The sequence below is a fragment of the Streptomyces sp. TLI_171 genome, assembly GCF_003610255.1.
In the GTDB taxonomy this organism is placed as follows: domain Bacteria; phylum Actinomycetota; class Actinomycetes; order Streptomycetales; family Streptomycetaceae; genus Kitasatospora.
Genome location: NZ_RAPS01000001.1, coordinates 4,285,727 through 4,309,415, shown reverse-complemented (window position 1 = coordinate 4,309,415; position 23,689 = coordinate 4,285,727). Strand labels below are relative to the sequence as shown.

The 23,689-nt window shown below is 73.7% G+C and carries 24 protein-coding genes; 6 read left to right on the top strand and 18 right to left on the bottom strand.

What is annotated here, in order from left to right:
* The first annotated feature begins 61 nt into the window (after positions 1 to 61).
* Positions 62 to 916, top strand: coding sequence for a ketose-bisphosphate aldolase (locus tag BX266_RS19780; RefSeq protein WP_099901644.1), 855 nt, complete (start codon positions 62 to 64; stop codon positions 914 to 916).
* A gap of 31 nt (positions 917 to 947) precedes the next feature.
* Here BX266_RS19780 and BX266_RS19775 read toward each other — a convergent pair whose 3' ends face one another.
* A complete protein-coding gene (locus BX266_RS19775) occupies positions 948 to 1,868 on the bottom strand; it encodes a hypothetical protein (protein WP_099901642.1) in 921 nt (306 codons plus the stop codon).
* A gap of 76 nt (positions 1,869 to 1,944) precedes the next feature.
* Entirely contained in the window at positions 1,945 to 3,738 is a 1,794-nt protein-coding gene (locus BX266_RS19770) for a diguanylate cyclase domain-containing protein (RefSeq protein ID WP_099901640.1), read from the bottom strand.
* A gap of 185 nt (positions 3,739 to 3,923) precedes the next feature.
* Between BX266_RS19770 and BX266_RS19765 the strand changes: the two genes are divergently transcribed.
* Positions 3,924 to 4,511, top strand: coding sequence for a flavin reductase family protein (locus tag BX266_RS19765; RefSeq protein ID WP_120314390.1), 588 nt, complete (start codon positions 3,924 to 3,926; stop codon positions 4,509 to 4,511).
* A 15-nt stretch (positions 4,512 to 4,526) separates the two neighbouring features.
* On the opposite strand, the gene arfB is transcribed toward BX266_RS19765, so the two are convergent.
* A complete protein-coding gene (arfB, locus tag BX266_RS19760) occupies positions 4,527 to 4,955 on the bottom strand; it encodes an alternative ribosome rescue aminoacyl-tRNA hydrolase ArfB (protein ID WP_099908077.1) in 429 nt (142 codons plus the stop codon).
* A 63-nt stretch (positions 4,956 to 5,018) separates the two neighbouring features.
* Here arfB and BX266_RS19755 point away from each other — a divergent pair, with 63 nt between their 5' ends.
* Entirely contained in the window at positions 5,019 to 5,510 is a 492-nt protein-coding gene (locus BX266_RS19755; RefSeq protein WP_099908075.1) for a hypothetical protein, read from the top strand.
* Positions 5,511 to 5,623: 113 nt separating this feature from the next.
* Positions 5,624 to 6,199 (top strand): TerD family protein, encoded by a 576-nt coding sequence (locus BX266_RS19750; RefSeq protein ID WP_099901638.1) that lies wholly within the window; start codon positions 5,624 to 5,626, stop codon positions 6,197 to 6,199.
* A gap of 61 nt (positions 6,200 to 6,260) precedes the next feature.
* Here the strand turns inward: BX266_RS19750 and BX266_RS38715 are convergent, their stop codons facing one another.
* The 7 genes from BX266_RS38715 to BX266_RS19715 form a co-directional block, all read right to left on the bottom strand.
* Positions 6,261 to 7,271 (bottom strand): hypothetical protein, encoded by a 1,011-nt coding sequence (locus BX266_RS38715; RefSeq protein WP_180290540.1) that lies wholly within the window; start codon positions 7,269 to 7,271, stop codon positions 6,261 to 6,263.
* A gap of 115 nt (positions 7,272 to 7,386) precedes the next feature.
* Positions 7,387 to 7,881, bottom strand: a complete 495-nt coding sequence (locus tag BX266_RS19740; protein WP_099901634.1) for a DUF3180 domain-containing protein — start codon at positions 7,879 to 7,881, stop codon at positions 7,387 to 7,389.
* A 163-nt stretch (positions 7,882 to 8,044) separates the two neighbouring features.
* Positions 8,045 to 8,644 carry a 2-amino-4-hydroxy-6-hydroxymethyldihydropteridine diphosphokinase gene (gene folK, locus BX266_RS19735; protein WP_099901632.1) on the bottom strand — a complete coding sequence of 200 codons (600 nt, stop codon included), beginning with the start codon at positions 8,642 to 8,644 and terminating at the stop codon, positions 8,045 to 8,047.
* Positions 8,645 to 8,681: 37 nt separating this feature from the next.
* The gene (gene folB, locus BX266_RS19730; RefSeq protein WP_099908072.1) at positions 8,682 to 9,041 is read right to left on the bottom strand and encodes a dihydroneopterin aldolase; all 360 of its coding nucleotides are present in this window, start codon (positions 9,039 to 9,041) and stop codon (positions 8,682 to 8,684) included.
* Between the two features lie 163 nt (positions 9,042 to 9,204).
* Positions 9,205 to 9,705 (bottom strand): nuclear transport factor 2 family protein, encoded by a 501-nt coding sequence (locus BX266_RS19725; protein WP_180290539.1) that lies wholly within the window; start codon positions 9,703 to 9,705, stop codon positions 9,205 to 9,207.
* Positions 9,706 to 9,707: 2 nt separating this feature from the next.
* Positions 9,708 to 10,574, bottom strand: coding sequence for a dihydropteroate synthase (gene folP / locus BX266_RS19720; RefSeq protein ID WP_180290538.1), 867 nt, complete (start codon positions 10,572 to 10,574; stop codon positions 9,708 to 9,710).
* A 36-nt stretch (positions 10,575 to 10,610) separates the two neighbouring features.
* Positions 10,611 to 12,455 (bottom strand): phosphatidylglycerol lysyltransferase domain-containing protein, encoded by a 1,845-nt coding sequence (locus BX266_RS19715; RefSeq protein ID WP_259464764.1) that lies wholly within the window; start codon positions 12,453 to 12,455, stop codon positions 10,611 to 10,613.
* Positions 12,456 to 12,790: 335 nt separating this feature from the next.
* Here BX266_RS19715 and BX266_RS19710 point away from each other — a divergent pair, with 335 nt between their 5' ends.
* Positions 12,791 to 13,972, top strand: coding sequence for an esterase family protein (locus BX266_RS19710; protein ID WP_099901626.1), 1,182 nt, complete (start codon positions 12,791 to 12,793; stop codon positions 13,970 to 13,972).
* 51 nt (positions 13,973 to 14,023) lie between these two features.
* On the opposite strand, the gene folE is transcribed toward BX266_RS19710, so the two are convergent.
* The 6 genes from folE to dacB all read right to left on the bottom strand — a co-directional run bounded on the left by folE (position 14,024) and on the right by dacB (position 21,732).
* Complete coding sequence (gene folE / locus BX266_RS19705; RefSeq protein ID WP_099901624.1) at positions 14,024 to 14,629, bottom strand: GTP cyclohydrolase I FolE; 606 nt, start codon at positions 14,627 to 14,629, stop codon at positions 14,024 to 14,026.
* 109 nt (positions 14,630 to 14,738) lie between these two features.
* Entirely contained in the window at positions 14,739 to 16,781 is a 2,043-nt protein-coding gene (gene ftsH / locus BX266_RS19700; protein WP_099901622.1) for an ATP-dependent zinc metalloprotease FtsH, read from the bottom strand.
* 223 nt (positions 16,782 to 17,004) lie between these two features.
* Positions 17,005 to 17,559, bottom strand: a complete 555-nt coding sequence (gene hpt / locus BX266_RS19695) for a hypoxanthine phosphoribosyltransferase (protein WP_035864922.1) — start codon at positions 17,557 to 17,559, stop codon at positions 17,005 to 17,007.
* A 60-nt stretch (positions 17,560 to 17,619) separates the two neighbouring features.
* Positions 17,620 to 18,756 (bottom strand): tRNA lysidine(34) synthetase TilS, encoded by a 1,137-nt coding sequence (tilS, locus tag BX266_RS19690; protein WP_099901620.1) that lies wholly within the window; start codon positions 18,754 to 18,756, stop codon positions 17,620 to 17,622.
* Positions 18,757 to 18,967: 211 nt separating this feature from the next.
* Positions 18,968 to 20,119: a zinc-dependent metalloprotease gene (locus BX266_RS19685; RefSeq protein ID WP_259464763.1), complete on the bottom strand. Its 1,152-nt coding sequence runs from the start codon at positions 20,117 to 20,119 to the stop codon at positions 18,968 to 18,970.
* A 119-nt stretch (positions 20,120 to 20,238) separates the two neighbouring features.
* Entirely contained in the window at positions 20,239 to 21,732 is a 1,494-nt protein-coding gene (dacB, locus tag BX266_RS19680) for a D-alanyl-D-alanine carboxypeptidase/D-alanyl-D-alanine-endopeptidase (RefSeq protein WP_099901616.1), read from the bottom strand.
* A 77-nt stretch (positions 21,733 to 21,809) separates the two neighbouring features.
* Between dacB and BX266_RS19675 the strand changes: the two genes are divergently transcribed.
* Positions 21,810 to 22,301, top strand: a complete 492-nt coding sequence (locus BX266_RS19675) for an inorganic diphosphatase (protein ID WP_033217614.1) — start codon at positions 21,810 to 21,812, stop codon at positions 22,299 to 22,301.
* A 110-nt stretch (positions 22,302 to 22,411) separates the two neighbouring features.
* Here the strand turns inward: BX266_RS19675 and BX266_RS19670 are convergent, their stop codons facing one another.
* Together BX266_RS19670 and BX266_RS19665 are read right to left on the bottom strand one after the other, a co-directional pair.
* Positions 22,412 to 22,627 (bottom strand): dodecin, encoded by a 216-nt coding sequence (locus BX266_RS19670; RefSeq protein WP_099901614.1) that lies wholly within the window; start codon positions 22,625 to 22,627, stop codon positions 22,412 to 22,414.
* Between the two features lie 96 nt (positions 22,628 to 22,723).
* The gene (locus BX266_RS19665) at positions 22,724 to 23,674 is read right to left on the bottom strand and encodes an asparaginase (RefSeq protein WP_099901612.1); all 951 of its coding nucleotides are present in this window, start codon (positions 23,672 to 23,674) and stop codon (positions 22,724 to 22,726) included.
* Positions 23,675 to 23,689: the final 15 nt, after the last annotated feature.

The following is a 23,689-nucleotide window of genomic DNA, read 5'->3' as shown; positions in this document are numbered from 1 at the left end:
CGCCCCGGGGGTGAGCAGCGGAACCTGCGCCTCGCTACTCACCCCACCGGGAGAACCACCCGTGCCGCTCGCCCGTACCTCCGACCTGCTCGCCACCGCCTCCGCCGAGAAGCGCGGCCTGCCCGCGTTCAACGTGATCACCCTGGAGCACGCCGAGGCCATCGCCGCCGGCGCCGAGGCCGCCGGGACGCCCGTCGTCCTCCAGCTCAGCCAGAACGCGGTCGCCTTCCGCGGCGGACGCCTGCTGCCGATCGCCCGTGCCTGCGCCGAGGTGGCCGCCGCCGCGCGGGTCCCCGTCTCGCTACACCTGGACCACGTCGAGGACGTGGACCTGCTGCGCGCGGCGCCCGCCGCCGGATTCTCCTCCGCGATGTTCGACGCCTCCGCGCTGCCGCACGACGAGAACGTGAAGGCCACCGCCGAGGCCGCCGCCTGGGCGCACCGCCACGGCCTGCACCTGGAGGCCGAGCTGGGCCGGGTCGGCGGCAAGAACGGTGAGCCGCCGCTCGGCGCGCACGCCCCCGGGGCCCGCACCGACCCCGCGGAGGCCGCCCGCTACGTCGCCGACACCGCCGTCGACGCGCTCGCGGTCGCGGTCGGCTCCTCGCACGCGATGACCTCCAGGACGGCGAGCCTGGACCACGCGCTGATCCGCGAACTGGCCGCGGCCGTCCCCGTCCCGCTGGTCCTGCACGGCAGTTCCGGCGTCCCCGACGCGGCCCTGGCCGAGGCCGTCGCCGCCGGCATGGTCAAGATCAACATCGGCACGGCGCTCAACCTCGCCTACACCCCGGCCGTCCGCGACCACCTGGCCGCGCACCCCGCCGCCACCGACCCGCGCAGGTACCTGACGGCGGCCCGGGAGGCGATGACCAGGACGGTCGAGCAGCTGGCCCGGGTGGTGTCCGCCCGCTGACCCGCGCCCCGGCCGGGGCGCGGCCGCCGTCCTACTTGGTCGGGTAAGAGCTGACGCTCATCGGCGTCAGCGCGACCTGGTCGAGCAGGACGGTGTTGGCGGCCCCGGCCGGAACGGTGACCGTGATGGTGTTCGGGCCGGCCACCAGGGTGGGCCATATGTTGGTGCTGTACCAGGACTGGTTGGGGTCCGGGCTGGGGTTCTTGGAGTAGTTCTTGAAGGTCACACCGTTGGGGTGTTCCTTGCCGTTGACGGTGACCTGCGCGGGCTGGTCGGTGCCGGTGTTGTTGAAGTGCAGCCAGAACTTGGTCTGCCCGGCGGTGTCGGCGTTGACCGTCCAGGTGACGGTGGAGCCGGCCTGCAGCACCAGGTAGCTGCCGTCGGCCGAGATCGCGCCCTTGACCGTGGAGTCGGGGGACGCGCCCTGGGCCTGCAGCTTGGAGGCGTCGCCGATCGGGTCGCTCGCCGCACTGGCGCTGGCCGACGGGCTCGCGCTGCCGCTCGCGCCCGTACCGGCGGTGCTCGGCGCGCTGGTGGTGTGCCCCGTCGCACCGGCCTGCGGCTTGCCGCCGGGGTCGCCGGTGGAGAGGGCGACGCCCGCGCCGATGGCGATCGCCGCGACCACCGCGACGGCGCCGATGACGGTGGCCTTGCCGCGGCCGGCCGGCCGGTCCTCGCCGGGCCGGGGCCGGGAGCGCTCGGCGTAGCGGCTCTGCTGGGGCAGCGCGGTGGTGGCCTCGGCGCCGGGCCCGAACGCGGGCGGCGGCGGGGTCTGCGGCTGGGCCGGTCGCTCGCCGTAGGTGGCGCGGCCGACCTCCATGGGACGGCTGTAGCCGGTGCGGGGCCGCTCGGCCACCGGCTGCTCGCCGTCCGCGGGGCGGTACAGGTAGGCGAACGGGTCGTCCTGGCCCGCGCTGTCGGGCGCTTCGCCGTTGTCGCCGGGCGTGGTCACCGTCAAACTCCCACTGCTGGATGTGCTCCGTACCCAGGGCACCCTACCTGTCCCCGATGAGCTCGGGGCAAGCGGTTCAGCCCGCGCGGCGGTGCGAGCGCTCGCCGCGGGAGCCGCGGGCGGCGCTGCCGCGGGTCCGCTTCTCGTCGTACATCCGCTCGTCGGCGGAGTGCAGCACCTCGTCGATGCTCATGCCGCAGCCGGCCCAGCCGATGCCGAGGCTGACGCCGACCCGGACCGCACGGTTGTCGATCCGCATCGGCGGCAGGATGGCGCTGCGCAGCCGCCCGGCCAGCTCCTTGGCCTCCTCGCGGCCGATGCCGTCGGCGAGCACCACGAACTCGTCGCCGCTCATCCGGGCGACCGTGTCGCCCTCCCGGACGACCTGCTGGAGGCGGCGGGCGATCTCGATCAGGACGGCGTCGCCGGCGTTGTGGCCGTAGCGGTCGTTGACGAGTTTGAAGCCGTCGAGGTCGCAGTAGAGGACGGCGAGGCCCTTGTCCCCGGCCGGGCCGGCGCGGCGGTGGCCGTGCCAGAGGTCGCCGGCGGGGGGCTGGTCGGTGGGGACGACGGCGTGCACGTGGTGGGCGGGGGTGCCGTCGTGGCGGAGCACCTGGCCGTCGGCGAAGGCCGCCCGATCGCGCTCCAGGGCCCCGTCGGGAGCCGCGTAGCCGTGCGTGAGGGGTGCGGGCACCCCGGGGGCGGGGCGGGCGTCCTGGGTGGCGTAGGACGCCGGGTAGGGGGTGTCGGCGGGCGGCGCCTGACCGGGCAGTTCGGGGTGCGGGGAGCGCGGACAGAGCCGGCGGGCCAGCCGGGCGCGGAGCTCGGCGCCGTTGGGCAGGCCGGTGAGGGCGTCGTGGCTGGCGCGGTGGGCGAGCTGGAGCTCGTGGCGCTTGCGGTCCTCGATGTCCTCGACGTGGGTGAGCAGGAAGCTGGGGCCCTCGGTGGCGTCGGCGACCACCGAGTTGCGCAGGCAGACCCACTGGTAGCCGCCGTCGCGGCGGGCCAGCCGTAGTTCGGCGCGGCCGCCCTCGGCGCTGGTGCGGCGCAGCAGGTCGAGGTCCTCGGGGTGCACCAGGTCGGCGAAGCGCTGCTGGCGGAGGGTGGCGCGGGGGCGGCCGAGCAGGCGGCACAGGGCGTCGTTGACCCGGGTGAGCTGGCCCATGGCGTCGCCGTGCAGCTCGGTGATGGCCATCCCGCTGGGGGCGTACTCGAAGGCCTGCCGGAAAGACTCCTCGCTGGCGCGCAGGGCCTGCTGCTCCTTCTCCAGGCGGGCCAGGGCGCGCTGCATCTCGGCGCGCAGCCGGGCGTTGCCGATGGCTATCGAGGCCTGCAGGGAGAACATCTCCAGGGCTTCGCGGGTCCAGGCGCCGGGGCGCTTGCCGCTGCGCGGGCGGTCGACGGAGAGGATGCCGAGCAGGTCGCCGCCGGCGCTGTACATGGGGGCGAGCAGGACGTCGGCGGGGTGCCAGTCGTTGTTGTAGACGGGCATCGGGCCGTCGCCGGTCCAGGTCGGGATGTCGGTGCCGATGGCCCAGCCGCGGTCGTGCGGCAGGAAGCGCAGGGTGCCCCAGTGGTCGGAGACCTGGAGCATCCGCTCCCAGGACTCGCGGGAGCCGACCTGGCCGAGCAGCACGGCGGGCCCGCCGAAGGCGCTCTCCTCGATCTCCCAGACGGCGGCGACCACGAGGTCGCCGTCGGGGCGCACCAGGCTGACCGCGGCGGCGTCGAACCCGAGCCCGTGCACCGCTCCCTCGACGACCGCCTGCAGGGTTCCCGCCAGGCTCCGGGCAGCGTTGAGGTCCGCCACGACCCGGTGCAAGGTGCGGAGGGTCGCGAGGCGGACGTAGGGCTCCGACTCGGCTTCCATGCGGGGGCTCCCCGGCTGCTCGGATAGTTCTTGAAAGGTTGTCGTCCGATTGCCAGAAGAACTGAATCACAGGGAGCACTGCGATAGGCACGCTCGGTCAGCAATAGCCCGTGAGTGTGACTCAAATCACATAATGATCAAGGAGTGGACGACCAAGGACCGAGCGGACCTACGACCAGGGCCCGATACCGGCTCCCCCGACCGGGGACTACCGTGCGGTACGTGTACAGCGCCCCGCAGTCCCCCACCGCCCCCGCGGCGCCCGCCCCGGAGCGGCCGAAGCCACCCCCGAGGAGTTCCGCGCCGCCCTCGCCCAACTGGCCTCCGGCGTCTCGCTGCTGACGGTCCACGACGCCGAGGACGGCGAGGACGCGGGGATGACCGCCACCTCGTTCCTGTCCGTCTCGCTGGAGCCGCCGCTGGTCCTGGTCTCGGTGCGGGAGGACTCCCGGATGGACGAGCTGCTGTCCCGGACCCAGGACTGGGCGGTCTCGCTGCTCGGCGAGGAGCACCGCACCCTCGCCTCGCGCTTCGCCATGAAGGGGCGGCTCAGCGACCGCCTGCTGTTCGCCGACACCGCCTGGCAGCGCGGCCCGCACTCGGGCGCACCGCTGATCGACGGCGCGCTGGCCACCGTGGAGTGCCGCACCGAGCAGCGGATCCCCGCCGGGGACCACACCCTGGTGCTCGGCCGGGTACTGGCCGCGCAGGTGCCCGCGCCCGCCGGACGGCCGCTGCTGTACTTCCGCTCCGGCTACCGGCAGCTGGGCTGACGGGCCGTCACCGGCTCACTCCGGGCGGATCCGGCCGCGGCCCTGCTTGAGCCCGGAGCGGTGCCGCTTGGTCTCCAGCCGGCGCTCGATCATGCCGCGGGTGGGCTTGGTGGCCCGCCGGGCCTTCGGCGGCGGGGCGGTGGCCTCGCCGAGCAGCGAGGCCAGCCGGGCGGCCGCCACCTCCCGGTTGCGCCACTGCGAGCGGTGCTCGGAGGCGCGGACCGTCAGCACCCCGTCCACCAGGCGGGAGGCCAGCCGCTCCAGGGCGCGCTCCTTCCACACCGGGGGCAGCGCCTCGGAGGCCGCGAGGTCCCAGCGGAGCTCGACCTTGCTGTCCGAGGTGTTGACGTGCTGGCCGCCGGGGCCGGAGGAACGGGAGAAGCGCCAGACGAGCTCGGCGTCGGGGACGACCACCGAACCCCGTACGCGCACGGGCTCAGTCATGCCGCCCATCATCCCGCCCGGCCCGGACCCGCGTCACCTGGTTAACCCGGCACAATGGCGGGCGTGATCGAGCTCGGCTACTCCCTCTCCACCCGCATCCCCGACCCCCCGCAGACCGACTACCGCACCGCGTCGGTCCGCTCGCTGCGGCACGACCTGTTCGCCGGCGACGTCTACCTGGAGACGGACGAGGGCGCCGGCCTGGAGACCCGCTGGGGCTGGGTGCCGGTGCTGGACTTCGCCTGGGCGGTGTGCGACATCGCCGAGCGCCTCGACCAGGACCCGCGCGGCAGCCGGGAGGCCCGGGTCCGCACCGAGGACCTGGACTTCACCCAGAACACCGAACTGCTGCGCTTCGCCCGCCGGTTCGGCTGGGTGGAGATCACCGCCACCTGGCGCCCCGAGGACGAACCACTGGTCGTGCGACACGCGGAACTGCGGCGCGAGGCGCGGGACTTCCTGCAGGATGTACTCGCCGACCTGACCGAGCTGCACGAGGGTCTGGCGGACAATCCGAACGTCTGGACCGTGCAGGGCCGCTACCCCAGAATCTGATCGCCGGGCGAACCGCGGCCCGCGGGAAATCCGTCCGTCCACCAAGTGGTGGAACCATCGGCCGCCCGTCCCGCGTTCTTCCGACAAAACCGACCGAAGGGACACCACAGACCATGCCCGTGAGCCTCTCCAAGGGTGGCAACGTCTCGCTGACCAAGGAGGCCCCCGGCCTGACCGCGGTCACCGTCGGCCTCGGCTGGGACGTACGCACCACCACCGGCGCCGAGTTCGACCTGGACGCCAGCGCGATCGTCCTGAACGGTGAGGGCCGGGTCTACTCGGACCGCCACTTCATCTTCTTCAACAACACCAGCACCCCGGACAGCACCGTCGTCCACACCGGCGACAACCGCACCGGCGAGGGCTCCGGCGACGACGAGCAGATCAACGTCAACCTGGCCGCGCTGCCCGCCGACGTCACCCGGATCACCTTCCCGGTGTCGATCTACGAGGGCAACACCCGCGGCCAGAGCTTCGGCCAGGTCCGCAACGCCTACATCCGGGTGCTCAACCAGGCCGGCGGCGCCGAGATCGCCCGCTACGACCTGTCCGAGGACGCGGCCACCGAGACCGCGATGATCTTCGGCGAGCTGTACCGCAACGGCGCCGAGTGGAAGTTCCGCGCCATCGGCCAGGGCTACGCCTCCGGCCTGGTCGGCATCGCCCAGGACTTCGGCGTCAACGTCTGACGCACCGACAGCGACGGCCCCCGCTCCGGGAAGGAGCGGGGGCCGTCGTCGTGCCGGTGACTCAGGAGCGGCCGGCCCGCAGCTCGGGCAGCTCCAGCAGCTCGGTCTCGTCGTGCGCGGTCAGGTCGACCACCTCGGTGTCCGACTCCGCGTGCTGGTGGCTCGGCGGCTGCTCCACCGCCTGGTGCGAGGGCTGCTGGGCGGCGTCCACCGGGGCGTGGTCGACCACCGCGTAGCGCTCCGACTCGGCCACCGCCTCGTCGCCCACCACGTCCGCCAGGTCGCCGACCGCGGGGGCCGGGGCGGCCGCCCGCAGCGCGGCCCGGGCGGTGCCGGGACGGCCGAAGAAGCTGAACGCGGTCGCCCGGGGGCGCTGCGGCGCCGGCACGGCGGCGGCCGGCCGCGCGCCGTCCTCCTGCGGGCCGGGCAGCGCCGGGCCGACCGGGCGCAGCGCCGCCGAGGTCGGGACCGGCTCGGGCATCTTCGGGCGCAGCTCGACCTGGGCCCGCTCGTCCACCTCGCGGCGCGCCTCGGCGATCGCGGCCTGCCGCTCCAGGTGCCGCAGTGCGGCCTGCGCGCGGACGTACGAGGCGGCGGTGACGGGGTTCTTGGGCCGGGTGGCCGCCAGCGCCTGCTGGGCCGCCTCCGCCTCCTTCAGCGCCTGCTCGGCGACCATCACGGCGCGCTCGCGCAGCAGCCGGGCGATCTCCGTCTCGGCCTTCGCCAGCCGGGACTTCTCCGCGGTCAGCCGCCGCCCGAAGCGGGTGGCCCGCTCCTCGGCGACCTCGGCCGCGTACTCGGCCTCGGCGACCTGCTCCTCGTAGCGCTCCTCGGCGCGCAGCCGGCGCACCATGGCGAGCTCGGCGGCCGTCCGAGCGGCCCGGTCGCGCTGGCGCAGCACCAGGGCCAGGCCGACCACCGCGACCACGGCGGCGATGCCGACCGAGCGGGCCACCACCTGGTCGGGACTGGCCACCAGCGCGGCCACCGCCGCGAGCACGAGCACACCGGAGGCGACCGGCGGCAGCGCCCGGCCGAGGAGGGAGGAATGACGGTGGCGTCCGCGAGACATGGCTAGAAACTAGCGTGCGAATCGCGGCCCTGTCAGCCTCGCCCCCCATTCGGGCCTTGACACGCCGCCAGAAACACGTGACGCGATCATTCGGTCACCGGCTGTCCGCGGAGCGTCAGCGCGAGGCGGCCGTCCCGCGCGGGTGGTTCGGGTCGTCGTGGTCCTCGGGGAGCCGGCAGACGTGCTGCAGCCACAGCGCCACCGCGATCACCGCCGCCCCGGCCAGCACCGCCAACCCCGCGGTCTGCGCCTGGGAGCGGCGGGAGGCGTTGTCCAGCGAGCCGAGCAGGTACACTCCGACGCCGCCATAGATGCCCGTCACCACCGCGGAGACCAGCGCACTGGCCTGTCCCAGCACCAGCGCCCGCGCCGCGTGCAGCGGATCGACCCGCTTCGCCCCCGGCTGCCGCTCCCGCACCGCCTTCAGCCGGCTGCGCAGCGAGATCGCCGCGGCCAGCAGCACCACGGCGATCGCCGCCAGCACGTACGGCGCGTAGGCGGGCACCGCGGGCAGCGTGCCCAGCGCGGCCCACAGCCGGGCGCCGCCCCAGGACAGCACCCCCGTGATCGCGATGATGCCGAGCAACAGGCGGAGACGGAGCGGCTTCACGCGGACGGGGTTCCTTCCCAGTGGTTCGACCAGGTCGTTCGACGGGATGCGGCGACCAGGCCACCGTACCGGCCCGGCCGCACCCCGATGGAGCTACGCCCGCGTGCGCGCGGAAGTTCCCCGGGCCCGCCCTCCGGCTCGGCCGGACGGGCGGGCCTGGCGCTCACTCCGGCAGGCTCAGCCGCAGGTCCGCCCGCAGCCGGACGCCCTGCGCCTCGGCCCCGCCGAGGCCGGCCAGCAGCTCGGCGACCGGGCCGCGGCCCGGCAGTTCGGCCTCCGGGTCGGCGCTCTGCCACGGGGCCAGCACGAACGCCCGCTCGTGGGCCCGCGGGTGAGGCAGCGTCAGCTGCGGGTCGTCGCTGCTGACGCCCTCGTAGGCGAGGATGTCGACGTCCAGGGTGCGCGGCCCCCAGCGGACGGTGCGGACCCGGCCGAACGCATCCTCCACCGCGTTGGCCCGCTCCAGCAGGTCCTGCGGCGGCAGCGAGGTGCGCACCACCGCGACGGCGTTGAAGTAGCTGGGCTGCTCGGCAGGGCCACCCACGGCGTCGGTCTCGTACACCGCGGACACCGCGGTCACCCGCACCCCGGGGGTGTCCTCCAGGGCGTCCACCGCGCCCTGCAGGGTCTCCAGGCGGTTGCCCAGGTTGCTGCCGAGGGCGACGGCGGCGGTACGGGTCTCGTGCAGGGTGGACTCCACGCGGTCCACCTTGCCCTGCAGGTCGGACGTGCTCGGCGTGGCGGTCGGGTCGGTCGTGGCCAATGGAGTTCCCTCTGCTCGGGGCTCCACCGGGGGCGGGTCAGGCGCGGCCCCGGCGGATCGTGATGGTGACGTCGTCGAAGGGGACGGTGATCGGGGCGTCCGGCTTGTGCACGGTCACCTCGACCTCCTCGACCACTTCGTGGCTCAGGCACTGGTCGGCGATCCGCTGGGCCAGCGTCTCGATCAGGTCGACCGGGTCGCCCGCGATCACCGCGGTGACCTCCTCCGCGATCACGCCGTAGTGCGCGGTGCGGGTGAGGTCGTCGCCCGCGGCGGCCGGCCGGGTGTCGAGGAACAGCACCAGGTCGACCACGAAGGTCTGCCCCTCGATGCGCTCGCGCTCGAAGACGCCGTGGTGGCCCCGGGCACGGAGCCCACGCAGGGTGACGCGGTCCAGCAAAAGAATCACTGCTCCCAGCTGACGGCCCCGCCGAGGGCGGGGACCGGCGGGCACCGTCGCCCGCCGCCCCTCGAATCTACCTTCGAGGACCGACCGCTCAGGACCGCCTCCCCGGCCGCCCACCCGTTCGGACCGGCCGCCGCGGCCCTTGACAGCGCAGCTACTCGTCTTCCTCGTCGTCCTCGTCGTCGCCGCTGGTGAGCACCGGCGAACCGTGGTGCGACCAGAGCTTCCAGCCGCCGGCCGTCCGCCGGAACAGGTTCGTCGACACCACCTTGCCGCCCACCAGCGGCCCCAGCTCGCCCTCCTCCTCCGGCTCGCCGCCGGAGAGGATGTTCTCGGTGCAGGTGACGAGCGCCACGTCGCCCTGCACGTCCACCTCGACATCCGTCAGGAAGAACTGGATGTACTCGGTGTTCGCCATGATCAGCATGTACGAGCGGGTCACCTGGGCCCGGCCGATCAGCGCCGGCCAGCCCGGGTGCACGCAGAACACGCCGCCCTTGTCGTCCGCCTCGTCCGGCCCCAGCCAGATCGACTCGACGGCCTCCAGGTCGCCGTTCTCCAGTGCCTCGTACAGCGCCTGGTTGGCCGCCAGCACGGCCTCCTCGTCCGGCTCCAGCGCCGCCGCCCGGTCGTTCCCGCTGACTGCTTCCGCCACGCCTACCCCCTCTGCGCCGCCTGCTCCCAGGCCGCGACGACTCGTACGGCGTCAGCCGTGCCGGACACGTCATGCACCCGTACCGCCCAGGCACCCGCCTTCGCCGACAGCACCGAGACCGCCGCCGTGGCGTCGTCCCGCTGCCGCGCCGGGCGCAGCTCCCCGGTTTCCGGGTTGGCCAGCAGCGTACCCAGGAAGCGCTTGCGCGAAGCGGCCACCAGCACCGGCCGTCCCAGCGCCGTCAGCGCGTCCAGCCGGCCCAGCAGGGCCCAGTTGTGCTCGCTGGTCTTCGCGAACCCCAGCCCCGGATCCAGGATCAGCTGCTCCTCCTTCACCCCCGCCGCCAGCAGCTCCTCCACCCGGGCCGTCAACTCCCGCACCACGTCCGCGACCACGTCCCCGTACACCGCGAGGCTGTCCATGTCCGCCGACTGCCCGCGCCAGTGCATCACCACGAACGGCGCGCCCGTCTCGGCGACCACCCGGGCCATCTCGGCGTCCGCGAGTCCGCCGGACACGTCGTTGATCACCCGGGCGCCCGCGGCCACCGCCGCCGCCGCGACGCTCGCCCGCATGGTGTCCACCGACACCACCACGCCCGCCCGCGCCAGCTCGGTCACCACGGGCACGACCCGGCGCAGCTCCTCGGCCTCGGTCACCCGCACCGCACCCGGCCGCGTCGACTCCCCGCCCACGTCGACCAGGTCCGCGCCCCGCGCCACCAGGTCCAGCCCGTGCGCCACCGCCTTGCCCGGGTCCAGCCACATCCCCCCGTCCGAGAACGAGTCGGGCGTGACGTTGACCACCCCCATCACCGCACAGCGCGACAGGACTGGCAGGCCGGGGACGTTCTCGCTCATACGCCCCATTATCGACGCCGGCGGGCAGCCCCAGGGGCGCGCCGGTCAGGCGGCCTTGTGGAGCTGCGCCGAGGGCTCCGGCATCAGGCCCTGCCGCTGGCGCTTGCGGCCGAAGCGGGGCATGCCGAGGGTGATGAAGGCTTCCGCCTGCATCGCGGCGAAGCCGATCCGCGGGAGGTCGCGGGTGTTCTTGTAGACCAGGAAGCGCGGCTCCCAGCTGGGCTGGAACTTGGCGTTGAACTTGTACAGCGACTCGATCTGGAACCACCGCGAGAGGAAGACCAGCAGGCCGCGCCAGGCGCGCAGCACCGGCCCGGCGCCGATCCGCTCGCCGCGGGCGAGCGCGGAGCGGAACATCGCGAAGTTCAGCGAGACCCGGCGGATGCCCATCGCGCCGACCTCCTGGAGGGCGGCGACGATCAGCAGTTCGTTCAGGCCGGGGTCGGCCTCCCGGTCGCGGCGCATCAGCTCCAGCGAGATGCCGTCCTCGCCCCAGGGGACGAAGTGCAGCACCGCCTTCAGGTCGTCCCCGGAGCCGGTGGCGCTCTCGCCCTCCTCCGGCGCCTTGTGCGCGGTGACGACCACGCACTCGTCGTCGCCGGCGTCGCCGAACCGGCCGAGGGCCATGGAGAAGCCGCGTTCGGTGTCGGTGCCGCGCCAGCGGGCGGCGGCGTCGGCGATCCGGCGCTTCTCGTCGAGGGTGAGGTCGCCGACCCGGCGAACCTTGCAGGAGTAGCCGTTGCGTTCGATCCGCTTGACCATCTGGCGGACGTTGCGCATGGCGCGGCCGGAGAGCGAGAAGGACGCGGTGTCGACGATGGCCTCGTCGCCGAGTTCGAGGGCGTCGAGTTCGGCCTCCCGGGTCCAGACCTCGCCGCCGACCTCGGAGCAGCCCATCACGGCGGGCACCCAGGCGTGTTCGCGGGCGGTGGTCATGAAGACCTTGATCGCCCCGGGCCAGGCCTCGACGTCGCCGACCGGGTCGCCGGAGGCGAGCATCACGCCGGAGACGACGCGGTAGGAGATGGCGGCCTTGCCGGTGGGCGAGAACAGCACGCTCTTGTCGCGGCGCAGCGCGAAGTAGCCGAGCGAGTCGCGGCGGCCGTGCCGGGCGAGCAGCTCGCGGACCCGCAGCTCGTCCTCGGGGGTGAGCTCGGGTTCGGGCTTCTCGGGGCGCAGCGCCAGGTACGCGGTGGTGAGGGCGGTGACCAGGCCGAGCGCGCCGAGCGAGTAGCCGACCAGGTCGGCGATCCGGTCGGAGGTGTAGTGGATGGGGCCCTCGAAGCCGAACAGGCCGTAGCCGACCTGCTCCAGGCGGGCGAACAGCGTCGGGTCGCCGACCTCGGCCTTCCACCGGACCGAGACGATGACCAGGCCGAGCAGCACCGAGACGACGCCGAGCACCACGAAGTTGACGACGGCCCGCCAGCGGGTCCGCGGGTCGGCCTTGGCGTAGAACTCGCGCTGGTGCACCAGCAGCACGGCGAGCAGCGCCAGCGAGACGGCGGCCTGCCCGAACTGGTGCCAGCGCAGCAGGTGCAGGGCGGCGCCGACCGGCAGCAGCACGCAGACCGCGCGCCAGGCGCGGCGCTTGCGGCGGCGCAGGGCGTGCGCGAGCAGCACCAGCAGCATGCCCACCATCAGGGTGCCGGCGGCGGCCAGCGAGGTGGTGCCGCCCGGGAGTTGGCCGGCCCAGAGGTGCATCTTGGTGAGCCGGAGCTTGGGGAAGATCGCGCAGGCGATGTCGATCAGGCCGATCGCCAGCGCCGCGTACCCGACCGCTCCCGGCAGCCAGGGCCGCGGCACCGCGGCGGCCTGGGTGCGGAGCGCCTGGAGACCCCGGCGGCGGGGTGCTTCGGACGTCGTCTCAGCGGACACGGGAGCGCTCATGAGAACCCAGCCTAGAGGCACCGGGGCGCTGTGCGCGCACTCCGGGAACGGGGTCGTGATGGACCTTCATGACTGTTCCTTTTTCTGGCAATCCGCACGTCAAAGGGGGTCCAAGGGGGCGTAGTGCGGCCGTCCGCCCCGGTCGCACCCGTGGCCGCCGCCCGGCGGTTCGGCGCGTCCCCCCGGGTGGACGCCGCATCCTGGAGCGTCGGTTCCCCCTTGCGCACGCACCTTTTCGTACTGATTTCCGACGCCCGGTCAGCGTACCCCCACTCGCAGCCGACGACGCGTCAGATGACTATGGCGGAGCGGGAGTCGAGGAGGGACCGGAAGGCATGGAGCTGACCAGCCGGGCACTGGTGTACGCGCTGGGAGCGGTGGCCGCGGCCGCCCTGCTCGCCACCCTCTGGCTGTGGCCCCGGCTGGCCCGCCAGCGCCCGCTGCCGCTGCTCGGCCGGATCGCGCTGCTGACCGTCACTCAGGTGTCGGTGCTGTCGGTGCTGCTGCTGTCGGTCAACGACTCGTACGGGTTCTACAGCTCCTGGAACGACCTGCTGCGCCCCGGCGCCGCCCCGGTCGCGCTGGCCGCCGCCCGCGCCCCCGGCGCCGCCCCGGACGCCCCCGTGCTGGTGCGGCCGAGCGCCGAGGGCGGGCTGGAGGGCGTCAAGGACGTGCTGCCCGAGGGGCCGCCGGAGGAGGTCGGCCGGGTCGACTCGGTGCGGATCACCGGGACGGCGTCCGGCCTGGCCGACCAGGTCTTCGTCTACCTGCCGCCCGAGTACTTCAACCAGCGCTACGCCCGGGAGCGCTTCCCGGTGCTGCTCGCGCTGGCCGGCTACCCGGGGCCCTCGCTGCACCTGGTGGAGGGGCTGCGGCTGCCGCACACCGCCGCCGACCTCCAGCGCGACGGGCAGCTGGCCCCGACCGTGATCGTGATGGCCCGCCCCACCGTCGCCCCGCCCCGCAACACCGAGTGCGTGGACGTGCCCGGCGGCCCGCGGGCCGAGACCTGGTTCGCCCAGGACGTCCCGGCGGCGCTGCGCTCCGCCTACCGGGTCGGCCGCTCGGCCGGGTCCTGGGGGGTGTTCGGGTACTCCACCGGCGGGTCCTGCGCGCTGCGCCTGGGGATGCGCCACCCGGAGGTGTTCGGCAGCGCGGCCGGGCTGCACGCCGACTACACCGTGCCCAACGACCGGTGGACCGACGGCGACCTGTTCCGCGGCGACCGGGCCGCCGCCCAGCAGTGCGACCTGAACTGGCGACTGAAGAACCTGCCCGCGCCGGCCGAGAACCTGCTGGTGGTGTCCACCCGCGCCGAGGAGGACTTCCCGGCCACCGAGCAGTTCCTGGCGGCCGCGAAGCAGGTCGCCGCGGCCCACCCCGAGTTCCGGGTCGACTCGCTGGTGCTGCCGGACGGCGGCCACTCCTTCGAGACCTGGCGCCGCGAACTCCCGGCCACCCTGGAGTGGCTCAGCGACCACCTGGCTCCGCCGCCGGACCGCGAACCCCGGTCATGACGTGAGGGCGCGCCCCCGTCGGGGGCGCGCCCTCACGGCGTCGACGGGGCGTCAGCGGGCGATGATCAGGCTCATCGCCTCGTTGCGGGTGGCGGGGTCGCGCAGCTGGCCGCGGACCGCCGAGGTGATGGTCTTCGCGCCGGGCTTGCGGATGCCGCGCATCGACATGCACATGTGCTCGCACTCGATCACCACGATCGCGCCGCGCGGCTCCAGGATGCGCATCAGCGCGTCCGCGACCTGGCTGGTGAGGCGCTCCTGCACCTGCGGGCGGCGGGCGTACACGTCGACCAGCCGGGCCAGCTTCGACAGGCCGGTGATCTTGCCGCTGGTGGAGGGGATGTAGCCGACGTGCGCGACACCGCGGAACGGGACCAGGTGGTGCTCGCAGGTGGAGAACACCTCGATGTCCTTGACCAGCACCATCTCGTCGTGACCGAGGTCGAAGGTGGTGGTGAGCACGTCCTCCGGCTGCTGCCACAGGCCCGCGAATATCTCCTTGTAGGCGCGGGCGACCCGGGCCGGCGTCTCCAGCAGGCCTTCGCGGTCCGGGTCCTCGCCGACCGCGAGGAGCAGCTCGCGGACGGCGTTCTCGGCCCGCTTCTGGTCGAACTGGCCGACGGTGGACTCACCGTCGAGCGTCACCGGGTCGATCATGCGTGCCTCGCTGCTCGTCAGAAGGAAAGGTCCGTGCAGCACGAATGCCGCGCCTCCAGGGTACAAACCCAGGAAACGCGGCATCCATTCCGAACAGGTGGTCGAGCGGTCAGCTCTCGACCTGGCCGCCGTCGACCGGCGGGAGCTTGACCACGTCGACCGGGTCGGTGCTGCCGGCGGCAGCCCCGTTGGTCAGCGCCAGCTCCTTCGGCGACTGCACCGGCGGCCGGGTGGACGGGGTGCGGCGGGCCGAACCGGTCCACGCCGGACGCGGGGGACGCTTGATCACCGGAGTGAAGATCTCGGCGATCTGCTCCTTGTTCAGCGTCTCCTTCTCCAGCAGTTCGAGGACCAGGTTGTCGAGCACGTCCCGGTTCTCGACCAGGATCTCCCAGGCCTCGTTGTGGGCGGTCTCGATCAGCTTCTTGACCTCCTCGTCCACCAGCCCGGCGACCTCTTCCGAGTAGTCGCGCTGGTGGCCCATCTCGCGGCCGAGGAACGGCTCGGAGTCGGAGGAGCCGAACTTGATCGCGCCGAGGCGCTCGCTCATGCCGTACTGGGTGACCATGGCCCGCGCCGTGGCGGTGGCCTTCTCGATGTCGTTCGAGGCGCCGGTGGTCGGGTCGTGGAAGACCAGCTCCTCCGCCGCCCGGCCGCCCAGCATGTACGACAGCTGGTCGAGCATCTCGTTGCGGGTGGTCGAGTACTTGTCCTCGTCCGGCAGCACCATCGTGTAGCCCAGGGCACGGCCCCGGGACAGGATGGTGATCTTGTGCACCGGGTCGGAGTAGTTGCAGGCCGCCGCGACCAGGGCGTGGCCGCCCTCGTGGTACGCGGTGATCTTCTTCTCCTTGTCGGACATGATCCGCGAACGCTTCTGCGGACCGGCCACGACGCGGTCGATCGCCTCGTCCAGCACCAGGTTGTCGATCAGCTTCTTGTCCGTGCGGGCGGTCAGCAGCGCCGCCTCGTTCAGCACGTTCGACAGGTCGGCGCCGGTGAAGCCGGGGGTGCGCTTGGCGACGGCCGAGAGGTCGACGTCCGGCGCGATCGGCTTGCCCTTCTGGTGCACCTTGAGGATGTCCAGCCGGCCCTGGAGGTCCGGGCGGTCGACCGCGATCTGGCGGTCGAAACGGCCGGGGCGCAGCAGCGCCGGGTCCAGGATGTCGGGGCGGTTGGTGGCGGCGATCAGGATCACGCCGCCCTTGACGTCGAAGCCGTCCATCTCGACCAGCAGCTGGTTGAGGGTCTGCTCGCGCTCGTCGTGGCCGCCGCCGAGGCCCGCACCGCGGTGCCGGCCGACGGCGTCGATCTCGTCGACGAAGATGATCGCCGGGGCGTTCGCCTTGGCCTGCTCGAACAGGTCGCGGACCCGGCTGGCGCCGACGCCGACGAACATCTCGACGAAGTCCGAGCCGGAGATCGAGTAGAACGGAACGCCCGCCTCGCCCGCGACGGCGCGGGCCAGCAGGGTCTTGCCGGTGCCGGGCGGGCCGTACAGCAGCACGCCCTTGGGGATCTTGGCGCCGACCGCCTGGAACTTGGCCGGCTCCTGCAGGAACTCCTTGATCTCGTGGAGCTCCTCGACCGCCTCGTCGGCGCCGGCGACGTCGGCGAACGTGGTCTTGGGGGTGTCCTTGGTCAGCAGCTTGGCCTTCGACTTGCCGAACTGCATGACCCGGGAGCCGCCGCCCTGCATCTGGTTCATCAGGAACAGGAAGACCACCACGATGATCACGATCGGCAGCATCGAGAAGAGCAGGCTGACGAACGTCGACTGCTTCTCGGGGCTGACGGTGTAACCGTCGGGGATCTTGTCGGCCTGGAACTTGTCCTGGAGGTTCTTGGCCAGGTCGGCGGCCTGCTGCTCTCCGGTGTACGAGGCCTGGAAGCGGGTGCCGGACGGCGACTTGCCGTTCGAGCCCGCCTGCAGCTTCTGGCCGTCCTTCAGCTGGATCTTGATGAGATTCGAGTCACCGGTGGTGAGCTGCGCCGACTTCACCTGGTCGCTGTTGATAGCGCTGATGACCTGTCCGGTGTCCGCAGTCTTGTAGCCGCTCGAGTCCGAGACGAGCTCCATCAACGCGAACACGGCGAGGGCGGCCAGCACGACCCACATGATCGGCGCACGGAAGTATCGCTTGACGTCCATCCATGCGGGGCGTCACCGCCCCGTCCCTCCTGCCAATTCAACGGGCGCTGCTCGGCTGTGGGGCCTCGGCGCTTCCGATATGTGCTCGTCAGACGAGCGGTTGATTGGACCGTACCGCAGCGACCCCCGATCACGGCGGGATCACACCACGGTGCGGACTATTTTCCTACCCCCGCACAACGGGCGGGAACGGGGCACTGTTCCCGCCCGTCGCCCGAACGGTTCAGCCCCCGTAGACGTGCGGCGCCAGGGTGCCGATGAACGGCAGGTTGCGCAGCTTCTCGGCGTAGTCCAGGCCGTAGCCGACCACGAACTCGTTGGGGATGTCGAAGCCCACGTACTCGACGTCGATCTCCACCTTGGCGGCGTCCGGCTTGCGCAGCAGGGTGCACACCTTCAGCGAGGCCGGACCGCGCGAGCCGAGGTTGCCGAGCAGCCAGGACAGCGTCAGACCGGAGTCGATGATGTCCTCGACGATCAGCACGTCCCGGCCGGCGATGTCGGTGTCGAGGTCCTTGAGGATGCGCACCACCCCGGAGGACTTGGTGCCCATGCCGTACGAGGAGACCGCCATCCAGTCCATGGTCACCTGGCTGTGCAGGGCCCGGGCCAGGTCGGCCATCACCATCACGGCGCCCTTGAGGACTCCGACCAGCAGGAGGTCCTTCCCCGCGTAGTCCTGGTCGATCCGCGCGGCCAGCTCCACCAGCTTGGCGTCGATCTCGTCCTTGCTGATGAGCACCTTCGCGAGGTCTGCGCCCATGTCGTTCTGGTCCACCGGGGATACGTCCTCAAACGTTCGGGGTCTGGGTTCGACGGCGGTACGACACGTTCGTGCTCAGTCGCCCGGCCGCCGAAACACCAGCGTGCCACACCGGCGCACGGCTTCGACGCCCCCGGGTAGGTGCAGCGGGCCCTGGCCGCGCCAGCCGGTGACCAGCAGGTCCACGGATTCCAGGTGCCGGGCGAACAGGTCGCCGGCCGGGCAGCCCGCCCGCAGCGCGGCCCGGCGCAGCACCCGGCGGCGCACCGCGGGCGGCAGTTCGGCGAGCTTGCCGACGTCCAGCGCGCCGTCCGGGGCGCGCAGGTCGCGCTCGGCGAGGGCGGCCCACTGGTCCAGCGCGTCGGCGTCGTCGCGGAACAGCCGGGCGGTGCGGGCCAGCGCCTCGACCACGCCGCCGCCCAGGTGCTTCTCCAGCACCGGCAGCACCTCGTGGCGGACCCGGGAGCGGGTGTAGGCCGGATCGGCGTTGTGCGGGTCGTCCCAGACCGGGATGGACTGCGCGGTGCAGGCCTGCCGGGTGGCGGCCCGGTCGAGCTCCAGCAGCGGGCGGCGGTAGCGGCCCTTCTGCGCGGGCATCCCGGCCAGCGAGCGGGACCCGGAGCCGCGGGCCAGGCCCAGCAGCACCGTCTCCGCCTGGTCGTCGCGGGTGTGGCCGAGCAGCACGGCGAGCGCGCCGTGGCGTTCGGCGGCCAGGTCGAGGGCGGCGTAGCGGGCGTCCCGGGCGGCGCTCTCCGGGCCGCCCGCGCGGCCCACCCGCACCGCGACGGCCTCCACCGGGTCGAGGCCGAGTTCGCGCAGCCGGACGGCGACCAGTTCGGCGCGTTCGGCGGAGCCGTCCTGCAGGCCGTGGTCGACGGTGACCGCGCCGACCCGCAGGCCGAGCTTGGGGGCCTCGAAGGCGGTGGCGGTGGCCAGCGCCATCGAGTCGGCGCCGCCGGAGACCGCCACCAGCACCAGCGGGGAGCCGGGCGCGGCGGGCGTGCGGGGCAGGCCGGAGGGGTGCCGGCGGGCGTTGCCGATCAGCGTGCCGGGCACGGTCGCGGTGCCGGCCAGCGCGGGCACCGGCACGGGGGCGGGCGTGGCACGGTCGCGCACCGGCCCGCCCGGGGTGACGCCCGCCTCGGCGGCGAGCTCGGCGAGGGTACGGCGGACGGCGAGGCGTATCGCCGCGACAGCGGGGTGTGGGCCCATGGTTGGCACTCCTTGGCGGAGGGAGGTTCGGGACCGCCTGTCAGCTCTCGGTCACCAGGCGCTCACAGATGGTCGCAGAACCCGGCCACCGCCCGCGCCACCCGCGCCAACGGCGGTTCCACGGTCCCACGTACGGGTGAATGAAGAAACGTTACGTCTGCCGCCAGGTGTACGACTCGGGCCGTTGACGTTTCGGCCCGGCCCCGCCGGTTCAGCCGATGACGCGGGCCACCCAGGACGCCGGGTCGTGGATCTCGTCCTTGGTCGGCAGCGTGTTCGGCGAGGTCCACACCCGGTTGAACCCCTCCATCCCGACCCGCTCCACCACGCCGCGGACGAACACCGCCCCGTCCTGGTACTGCCGCAGCTTGGCGTCCATCCCGAGCACCCGGCGCAGCACCAGGTCGAGCCGGCCGCTGCCGCGGTCGCGGCGGCGCTGGAACTTCTCCCGGATCTCCGCCACCGAGGGCACCACCGCCGGGCCCACGCCGTCCATCACCACGTCCGCGTGGCCCTCCAGCAGCGACATCACCGCGGTCAGCCGGGCCAGGATCTCCCGCTGCGCGGGCGTCTGCACCAGCTCGGTCAGGCTGCCCGCGGACGAGCCGTTGCCCCGGCCGCCCAGGCCCGGGATGCCGCCCAGCGCCTCGCGCAGCCGCTCCAGGAACGCCGCCGGGTCGACGTCGGTCTGCGCCAGGAAGTCCTGCACCTCGGACTGGATGTGGTCGCGCAGCCACGGCACCGCGGTGAACTGGGTCCGGTGGGTCTCCTCGTGCAGGCACACCCAGAGCCGGAAGTCGTGCGGGGCGACGTCGAGTTCGCGCTCCACCTGGACGATGTTCGGCGCCACCAGCAGCAGCCGCCCGGGCGGCACCGCCAGGCCCCGGCGCGGCTGGTCGAACAGCGTCTCCGGGCTGTCCGGGGCGCTCGGCAGCTCCGGCGGGGCGAAGGTCTCGTACTGGCCGAGCACCTTCGCCGACAGGAACGCCAGCACCAGGCCGACCTCCACCCCCGTCGCCTTGGCCCCCGCCGCGCCGGCCGCGGCCGCGCCCCGGCCCGCCGAGCGGCGGGCCGCCAGCCGGTCGGTCAGCGGCCGCACCACCGTCCGGAACCCCGCCACGTTGGCCCGCACCCAGCCGGGCCGGTCCACCACCAGCACCGGGGTGCCGGCCGTCTCCGCGGACCCCATCCGGGTGTACTCGCGCACGTGCCGCTCCGCCTCCGCGGCGTGCCGGCGCAGCTCGGCGACCACCGCGCGGGCCTCCTCCCGGGAGACCCGCGGCCCGGGCCGGGCGAGCCGCGCCGCGGTAGCCACCGCGAGATCCCAGTCCACCATCTCCGCACCGCCGCTAGCGCTCGTCATGCCCTCACCGTACGTGCTCGCCCCCGCCCGGGGGAGACGGGCGGGGACGCCGATGCGCCGACGGCCCGCCGGAGGTCCGACGGGCCGTCAGTTCGCGCTCGGCCCGGCGGCCGGCCGGCTCAGCAGCCGCAGGCGGCGATCCGGGCCACGATCCGGTCGACCGCCGCCCGGGCAGCGGTCGGGTCGGCGGTGGTGCGGGTCATCAGGGCGAACGCCAGCACCCGCCCGTCGGCGTCCACCACGGTGCCGGCCAGCGTGTTGACGCCCTGCAGGGTGCCGGTCTTGGCGCGCACGATGCCCGCCGCCTCGGCCGCACCCGACTTGGCGCCGAAACGGTTCACCAGGGTGCCGGTGAAGCCCGCGATCGGCAGGCCGGTGAGCACCGGGCGCAGCTCCGGGTGGTCCGGGGAGGCGGCCGCGGCGAGCACCTTCACCAGGGTGATCGGCGGGATCAGGTTGGCCTTGGCCAGACCGCTGCCGTCGGTGATCACCACCCCGGTCAGCGGCACGCCCAGCGCGGTCAGCCGGTCGGTGACGGCCTTCGCCGCCCCGTCGAAGCTGGCCGGCTGCCCGGCGGCGATCGCCACCTGCCGGGCGACCGCCTCGGCCAGCGTGTTGTCGGAGGCGGTCAGCAGCCGCTCCACCAGCCGGCCGATCACCGGGGACTCCACCCGGGCCAGCTCCTGCGCCCCCGCACCGGCGGTGGCCTGCGCGGGCTTGCCCTGGACGGTGATGCCCTCGGCCTTCAGGAAGTTCGCGAAGGAGTCGGCGGCCTGCCCGGCCGGGTCGAACACCCGGGCCGGGGCCTCGTCGGGGGAGCGCGGGTCGATCCGGCCCTCGTCGACCATCAGCGGGGTGACCGCGGCGATGTTCATCGCGTCGTGGTCCTTGTGCAGCAGCGGCCCCGTGTACAGCGAGGTGTCGTACGCCAGCTTCACCGAGGTGGTGCCGGCCGCCTTCAGCGCGGCGGCGGTGCGGCGGGCCAGCTCGGCCATCGAGGCCGGTGCGCTCTCCGCGTCCACGCCCGCCCCGCCGACCTTGATCTGGTCGGCGGGCAGCGCGGTCAGCGTGGGGTCGCCGCCGCCGACCAGGGTGATCTGGCCGGGGGCGCCCTGCACCACGGTGGTGGCGATCCGGTGGTCGGCGGGCAGCAGCGCCAGCGCGGCGACCGAGGTGGCCAGCTTGGTGGTGGAGGCGGGCGTGGCGGGGGCGTTCTCCTGCGAACCGAACAGGAACTCGCCGGTGGCGGCGTCGGCGACCGCGAAGTTCAGGGTGCCCAGCGACTTGTCCTGGACGGTGCTGCCGAGCGCGCTGCGCAGCCCGCTGCCGGTCGGCGCCTTGCTGTCGGCGGAGTCGCCGGCGGCCAGCACCGGGCCCTTGACCGGCACCGCGCGGTGCCGGTTGCCGCGGCGCTCCTGCTGGCCGTTGCCCCGGTCGTCCCTGCCCGGGCCCGGCGAGGGGTGGGCGTCCTCGCCGCGCTTGCCGTGGTTGGCGCTCGGCGACGGCTGCGCCAGCGCCGGATCCGCGACCGTCACCCCGGCCGCCAGCGCCACCCCCAGCACACCCGCGAGCGCGGCCCTGCGCCCGCGTCCCGCCCCTGTCCCTGCTCTCACCGACCGGCCCCTTTCCTGAGCACACCCTGCCGTAGGAGACACTTGGATTCTGTCAGTCCCAACCCTTGGAGGAACCGTTGGAGTTCGACGTCCTGATCGAGATCCCGAAGGGCTCGCGCAACAAGTACGAGGTCGACCATGAGACCGGTCGCCTCCGCCTGGACCGGATGCTCTTCACCTCGACCCGCTACCCGGCCGACTACGGCTACGTCGAGGGCACCCTCGCGGACGACGGCGACCCGCTGGACGCGCTGGTCATCCTGGAGGAGCCGACCTTCCCCGGCTGCCTGATCAAGTGCCGCGCCATCGGTATGTTCCACATGACCGACGAGGCCGGCGGCGACGACAAGCTGCTGTGCGTCCCGGCGACCGACCCGCGCTGGTCGCACCTGCAGGACCTGCAGGACGTGTCGGAGTTCGACCGCCTGGAGATCCAGCACTTCTTCGAGGTCTACAAGGACCTGGAGCCGGGCAAGTCCGTCCAGGGCGCCGACTGGGTCGGCCGGGCCGAGGCCGAGGCCGAGATCGAGGCCTCGATCAAGCGTCTGCAGGAGCAGGGCGGCCACTGAGCCGCGCCTGGACCGCCACAGGGGCGGGAGTCCGGTCGGACTCCCGCCCCTGGTGCGTCCCCGTCCGGCAGGGCCGGCGGGCGGTGCTGACGGAGGGTGCTGACGGCGGGTCAGTCCTCGTCGTCGAGCCGGAAGCCGACCTTCAGGCCGACCTGGTAGTGCTCGATCTGCCCGTCCTTGAGCTGGCCGCGGACCTGCACCACCTCGAACCAGTCCAGGTTGCGCAGTGTGCGGCCCGCGCGGGCGATGCCGTTGCGGATGGCGGCGTCCACACCCTCGTGCGAGGACCCGACGATCTCGGTGACCCGGTAGACGTGGTCGGTCATGGCGACTCTCCCTGTGCGGCGATGGGTTGGCACTCCCCCGCCGTCCACCGTGCACCGATCCGCCCGCGCGGGCATCCCGGGCCGTCCGACGGGGCGTCAGAACGCCGCGCGGACCTCGCCGACCACCTGGCCGCCGCCGTGCAGCGGGGCGGCGGCGATCCGCTCCAGCACCGGGTCCTGGACGCCCAGGCGGCGCAGCGCGGCGGCCAGCACCGGGCCGCGGGCGCGCTCCGCGCCGTCCTCGATCTTGAAGGCGAGGGCCCGGCCGTCGGCCAGCGCGACCACCTGCACGGCCTCGGCGCCCATCTTCGACAGCGCCCCGGGCACCGCCCGCATCAGCCAGGTGTCGGCCCGTCGGGTGCCGGCCACGAACTCGGGGTGGGCGCGCATCGCGTCGGCGACCCGGCGCTGCGGGGTGCCGGACCCGGCCAGCAGGAGGGCCCGGTAGCCGCGGGCCAGGCCGGTCAGCGAGACGGCCAGCAGCGGGGCCCCGCAGCCGTCGGTGCCCAGGTGCGCGGCCCGCTCGCCGGTGGCCTCCTCCAGCGCGGTGCGGGCCAGCTGCTGGATCGGGTGGGCCGGGGCGAGGTAGGACTCCAGGTCCCAGCCGTTGGCGGCCGACGCGGCCAGCCAGGCGGCGTGCTTGCCGGAGCAGTCCATCAGGATCGGGGCGCGCTCCCCGCCGGAGCGCAGCAGCTCCTCCGCCTCCACCTCGTCCAGCGGCAGGTCGGCGGGCAGCCGCAGGGCGGCCTCGGTCAGTCCGGCGTCGGCCAGGATCCGGCGCACCGCGGCGCGGTGGAACGGTTCTGCGGAGTGGCTGGAGGCGGCCAGCGCGAGCTGTTCGCCGTGCAGGTCGAGGCCGGCCCGCAGGGTGGCCACCGCCTGGAAGGGCTTGGCGGTGGAGCGCGGGTAGACCGGCAGCTCGGGGGTGCCGAGGGTGAACTCGACGGCACCGTCGGCGTCGAGCAGGACCAGCGAACCGCGGTGGCGGCCCTCGGTGAAGCCGGAGCGTATGACCTCGGCGAGGGCGGGCAGGGCGGACTGCGACACGGGTGGGTCTCCAGG

What these genes read in the sequence shown, in the direction of transcription:
- BX266_RS19710 (WP_099901626.1), top strand. Translation starts at nt 12,791, where the DNA reads ATGGAGCTGACCAGCCGGGCACTGGTGTACGCGCTGGGAGCGGTGGCC.
- BX266_RS19750 (WP_099901638.1), top strand. Translation starts at nt 5,624, where the DNA reads ATGCCCGTGAGCCTCTCCAAGGGTGGCAACGTCTCGCTGACCAAGGAG.
- arfB (WP_099908077.1), bottom strand. Translation starts at nt 4,955, where the DNA reads ATGACTGAGCCCGTGCGCGTACGGGGTTCGGTGGTCGTCCCCGACGCC.
- BX266_RS19770 (WP_099901640.1), bottom strand. Translation starts at nt 3,738, where the DNA reads ATGGAAGCCGAGTCGGAGCCCTACGTCCGCCTCGCGACCCTCCGCACC.
- BX266_RS38715 (WP_180290540.1), bottom strand. Translation starts at nt 7,271, where the DNA reads ATGTCTCGCGGACGCCACCGTCATTCCTCCCTCCTCGGCCGGGCGCTG.
- BX266_RS19715 (WP_259464764.1), bottom strand. Translation starts at nt 12,455, where the DNA reads ATGAGCGCTCCCGTGTCCGCTGAGACGACGTCCGAAGCACCCCGCCGC.
- folP (WP_180290538.1), bottom strand. Translation starts at nt 10,574, where the DNA reads ATGGGGCGTATGAGCGAGAACGTCCCCGGCCTGCCAGTCCTGTCGCGC.
- ftsH (WP_099901622.1), bottom strand. Translation starts at nt 16,781, where the DNA reads ATGGACGTCAAGCGATACTTCCGTGCGCCGATCATGTGGGTCGTGCTG.
- tilS (WP_099901620.1), bottom strand. Translation starts at nt 18,756, where the DNA reads ATGGGCCCACACCCCGCTGTCGCGGCGATACGCCTCGCCGTCCGCCGT.
- BX266_RS19670 (WP_099901614.1), bottom strand. Translation starts at nt 22,627, where the DNA reads ATGACCGACCACGTCTACCGGGTCACCGAGATCGTCGGGTCCTCGCAC.
- BX266_RS19685 (WP_259464763.1), bottom strand. Translation starts at nt 20,119, where the DNA reads ATGACGAGCGCTAGCGGCGGTGCGGAGATGGTGGACTGGGATCTCGCG.
- folE (WP_099901624.1), bottom strand. Translation starts at nt 14,629, where the DNA reads ATGATCGACCCGGTGACGCTCGACGGTGAGTCCACCGTCGGCCAGTTC.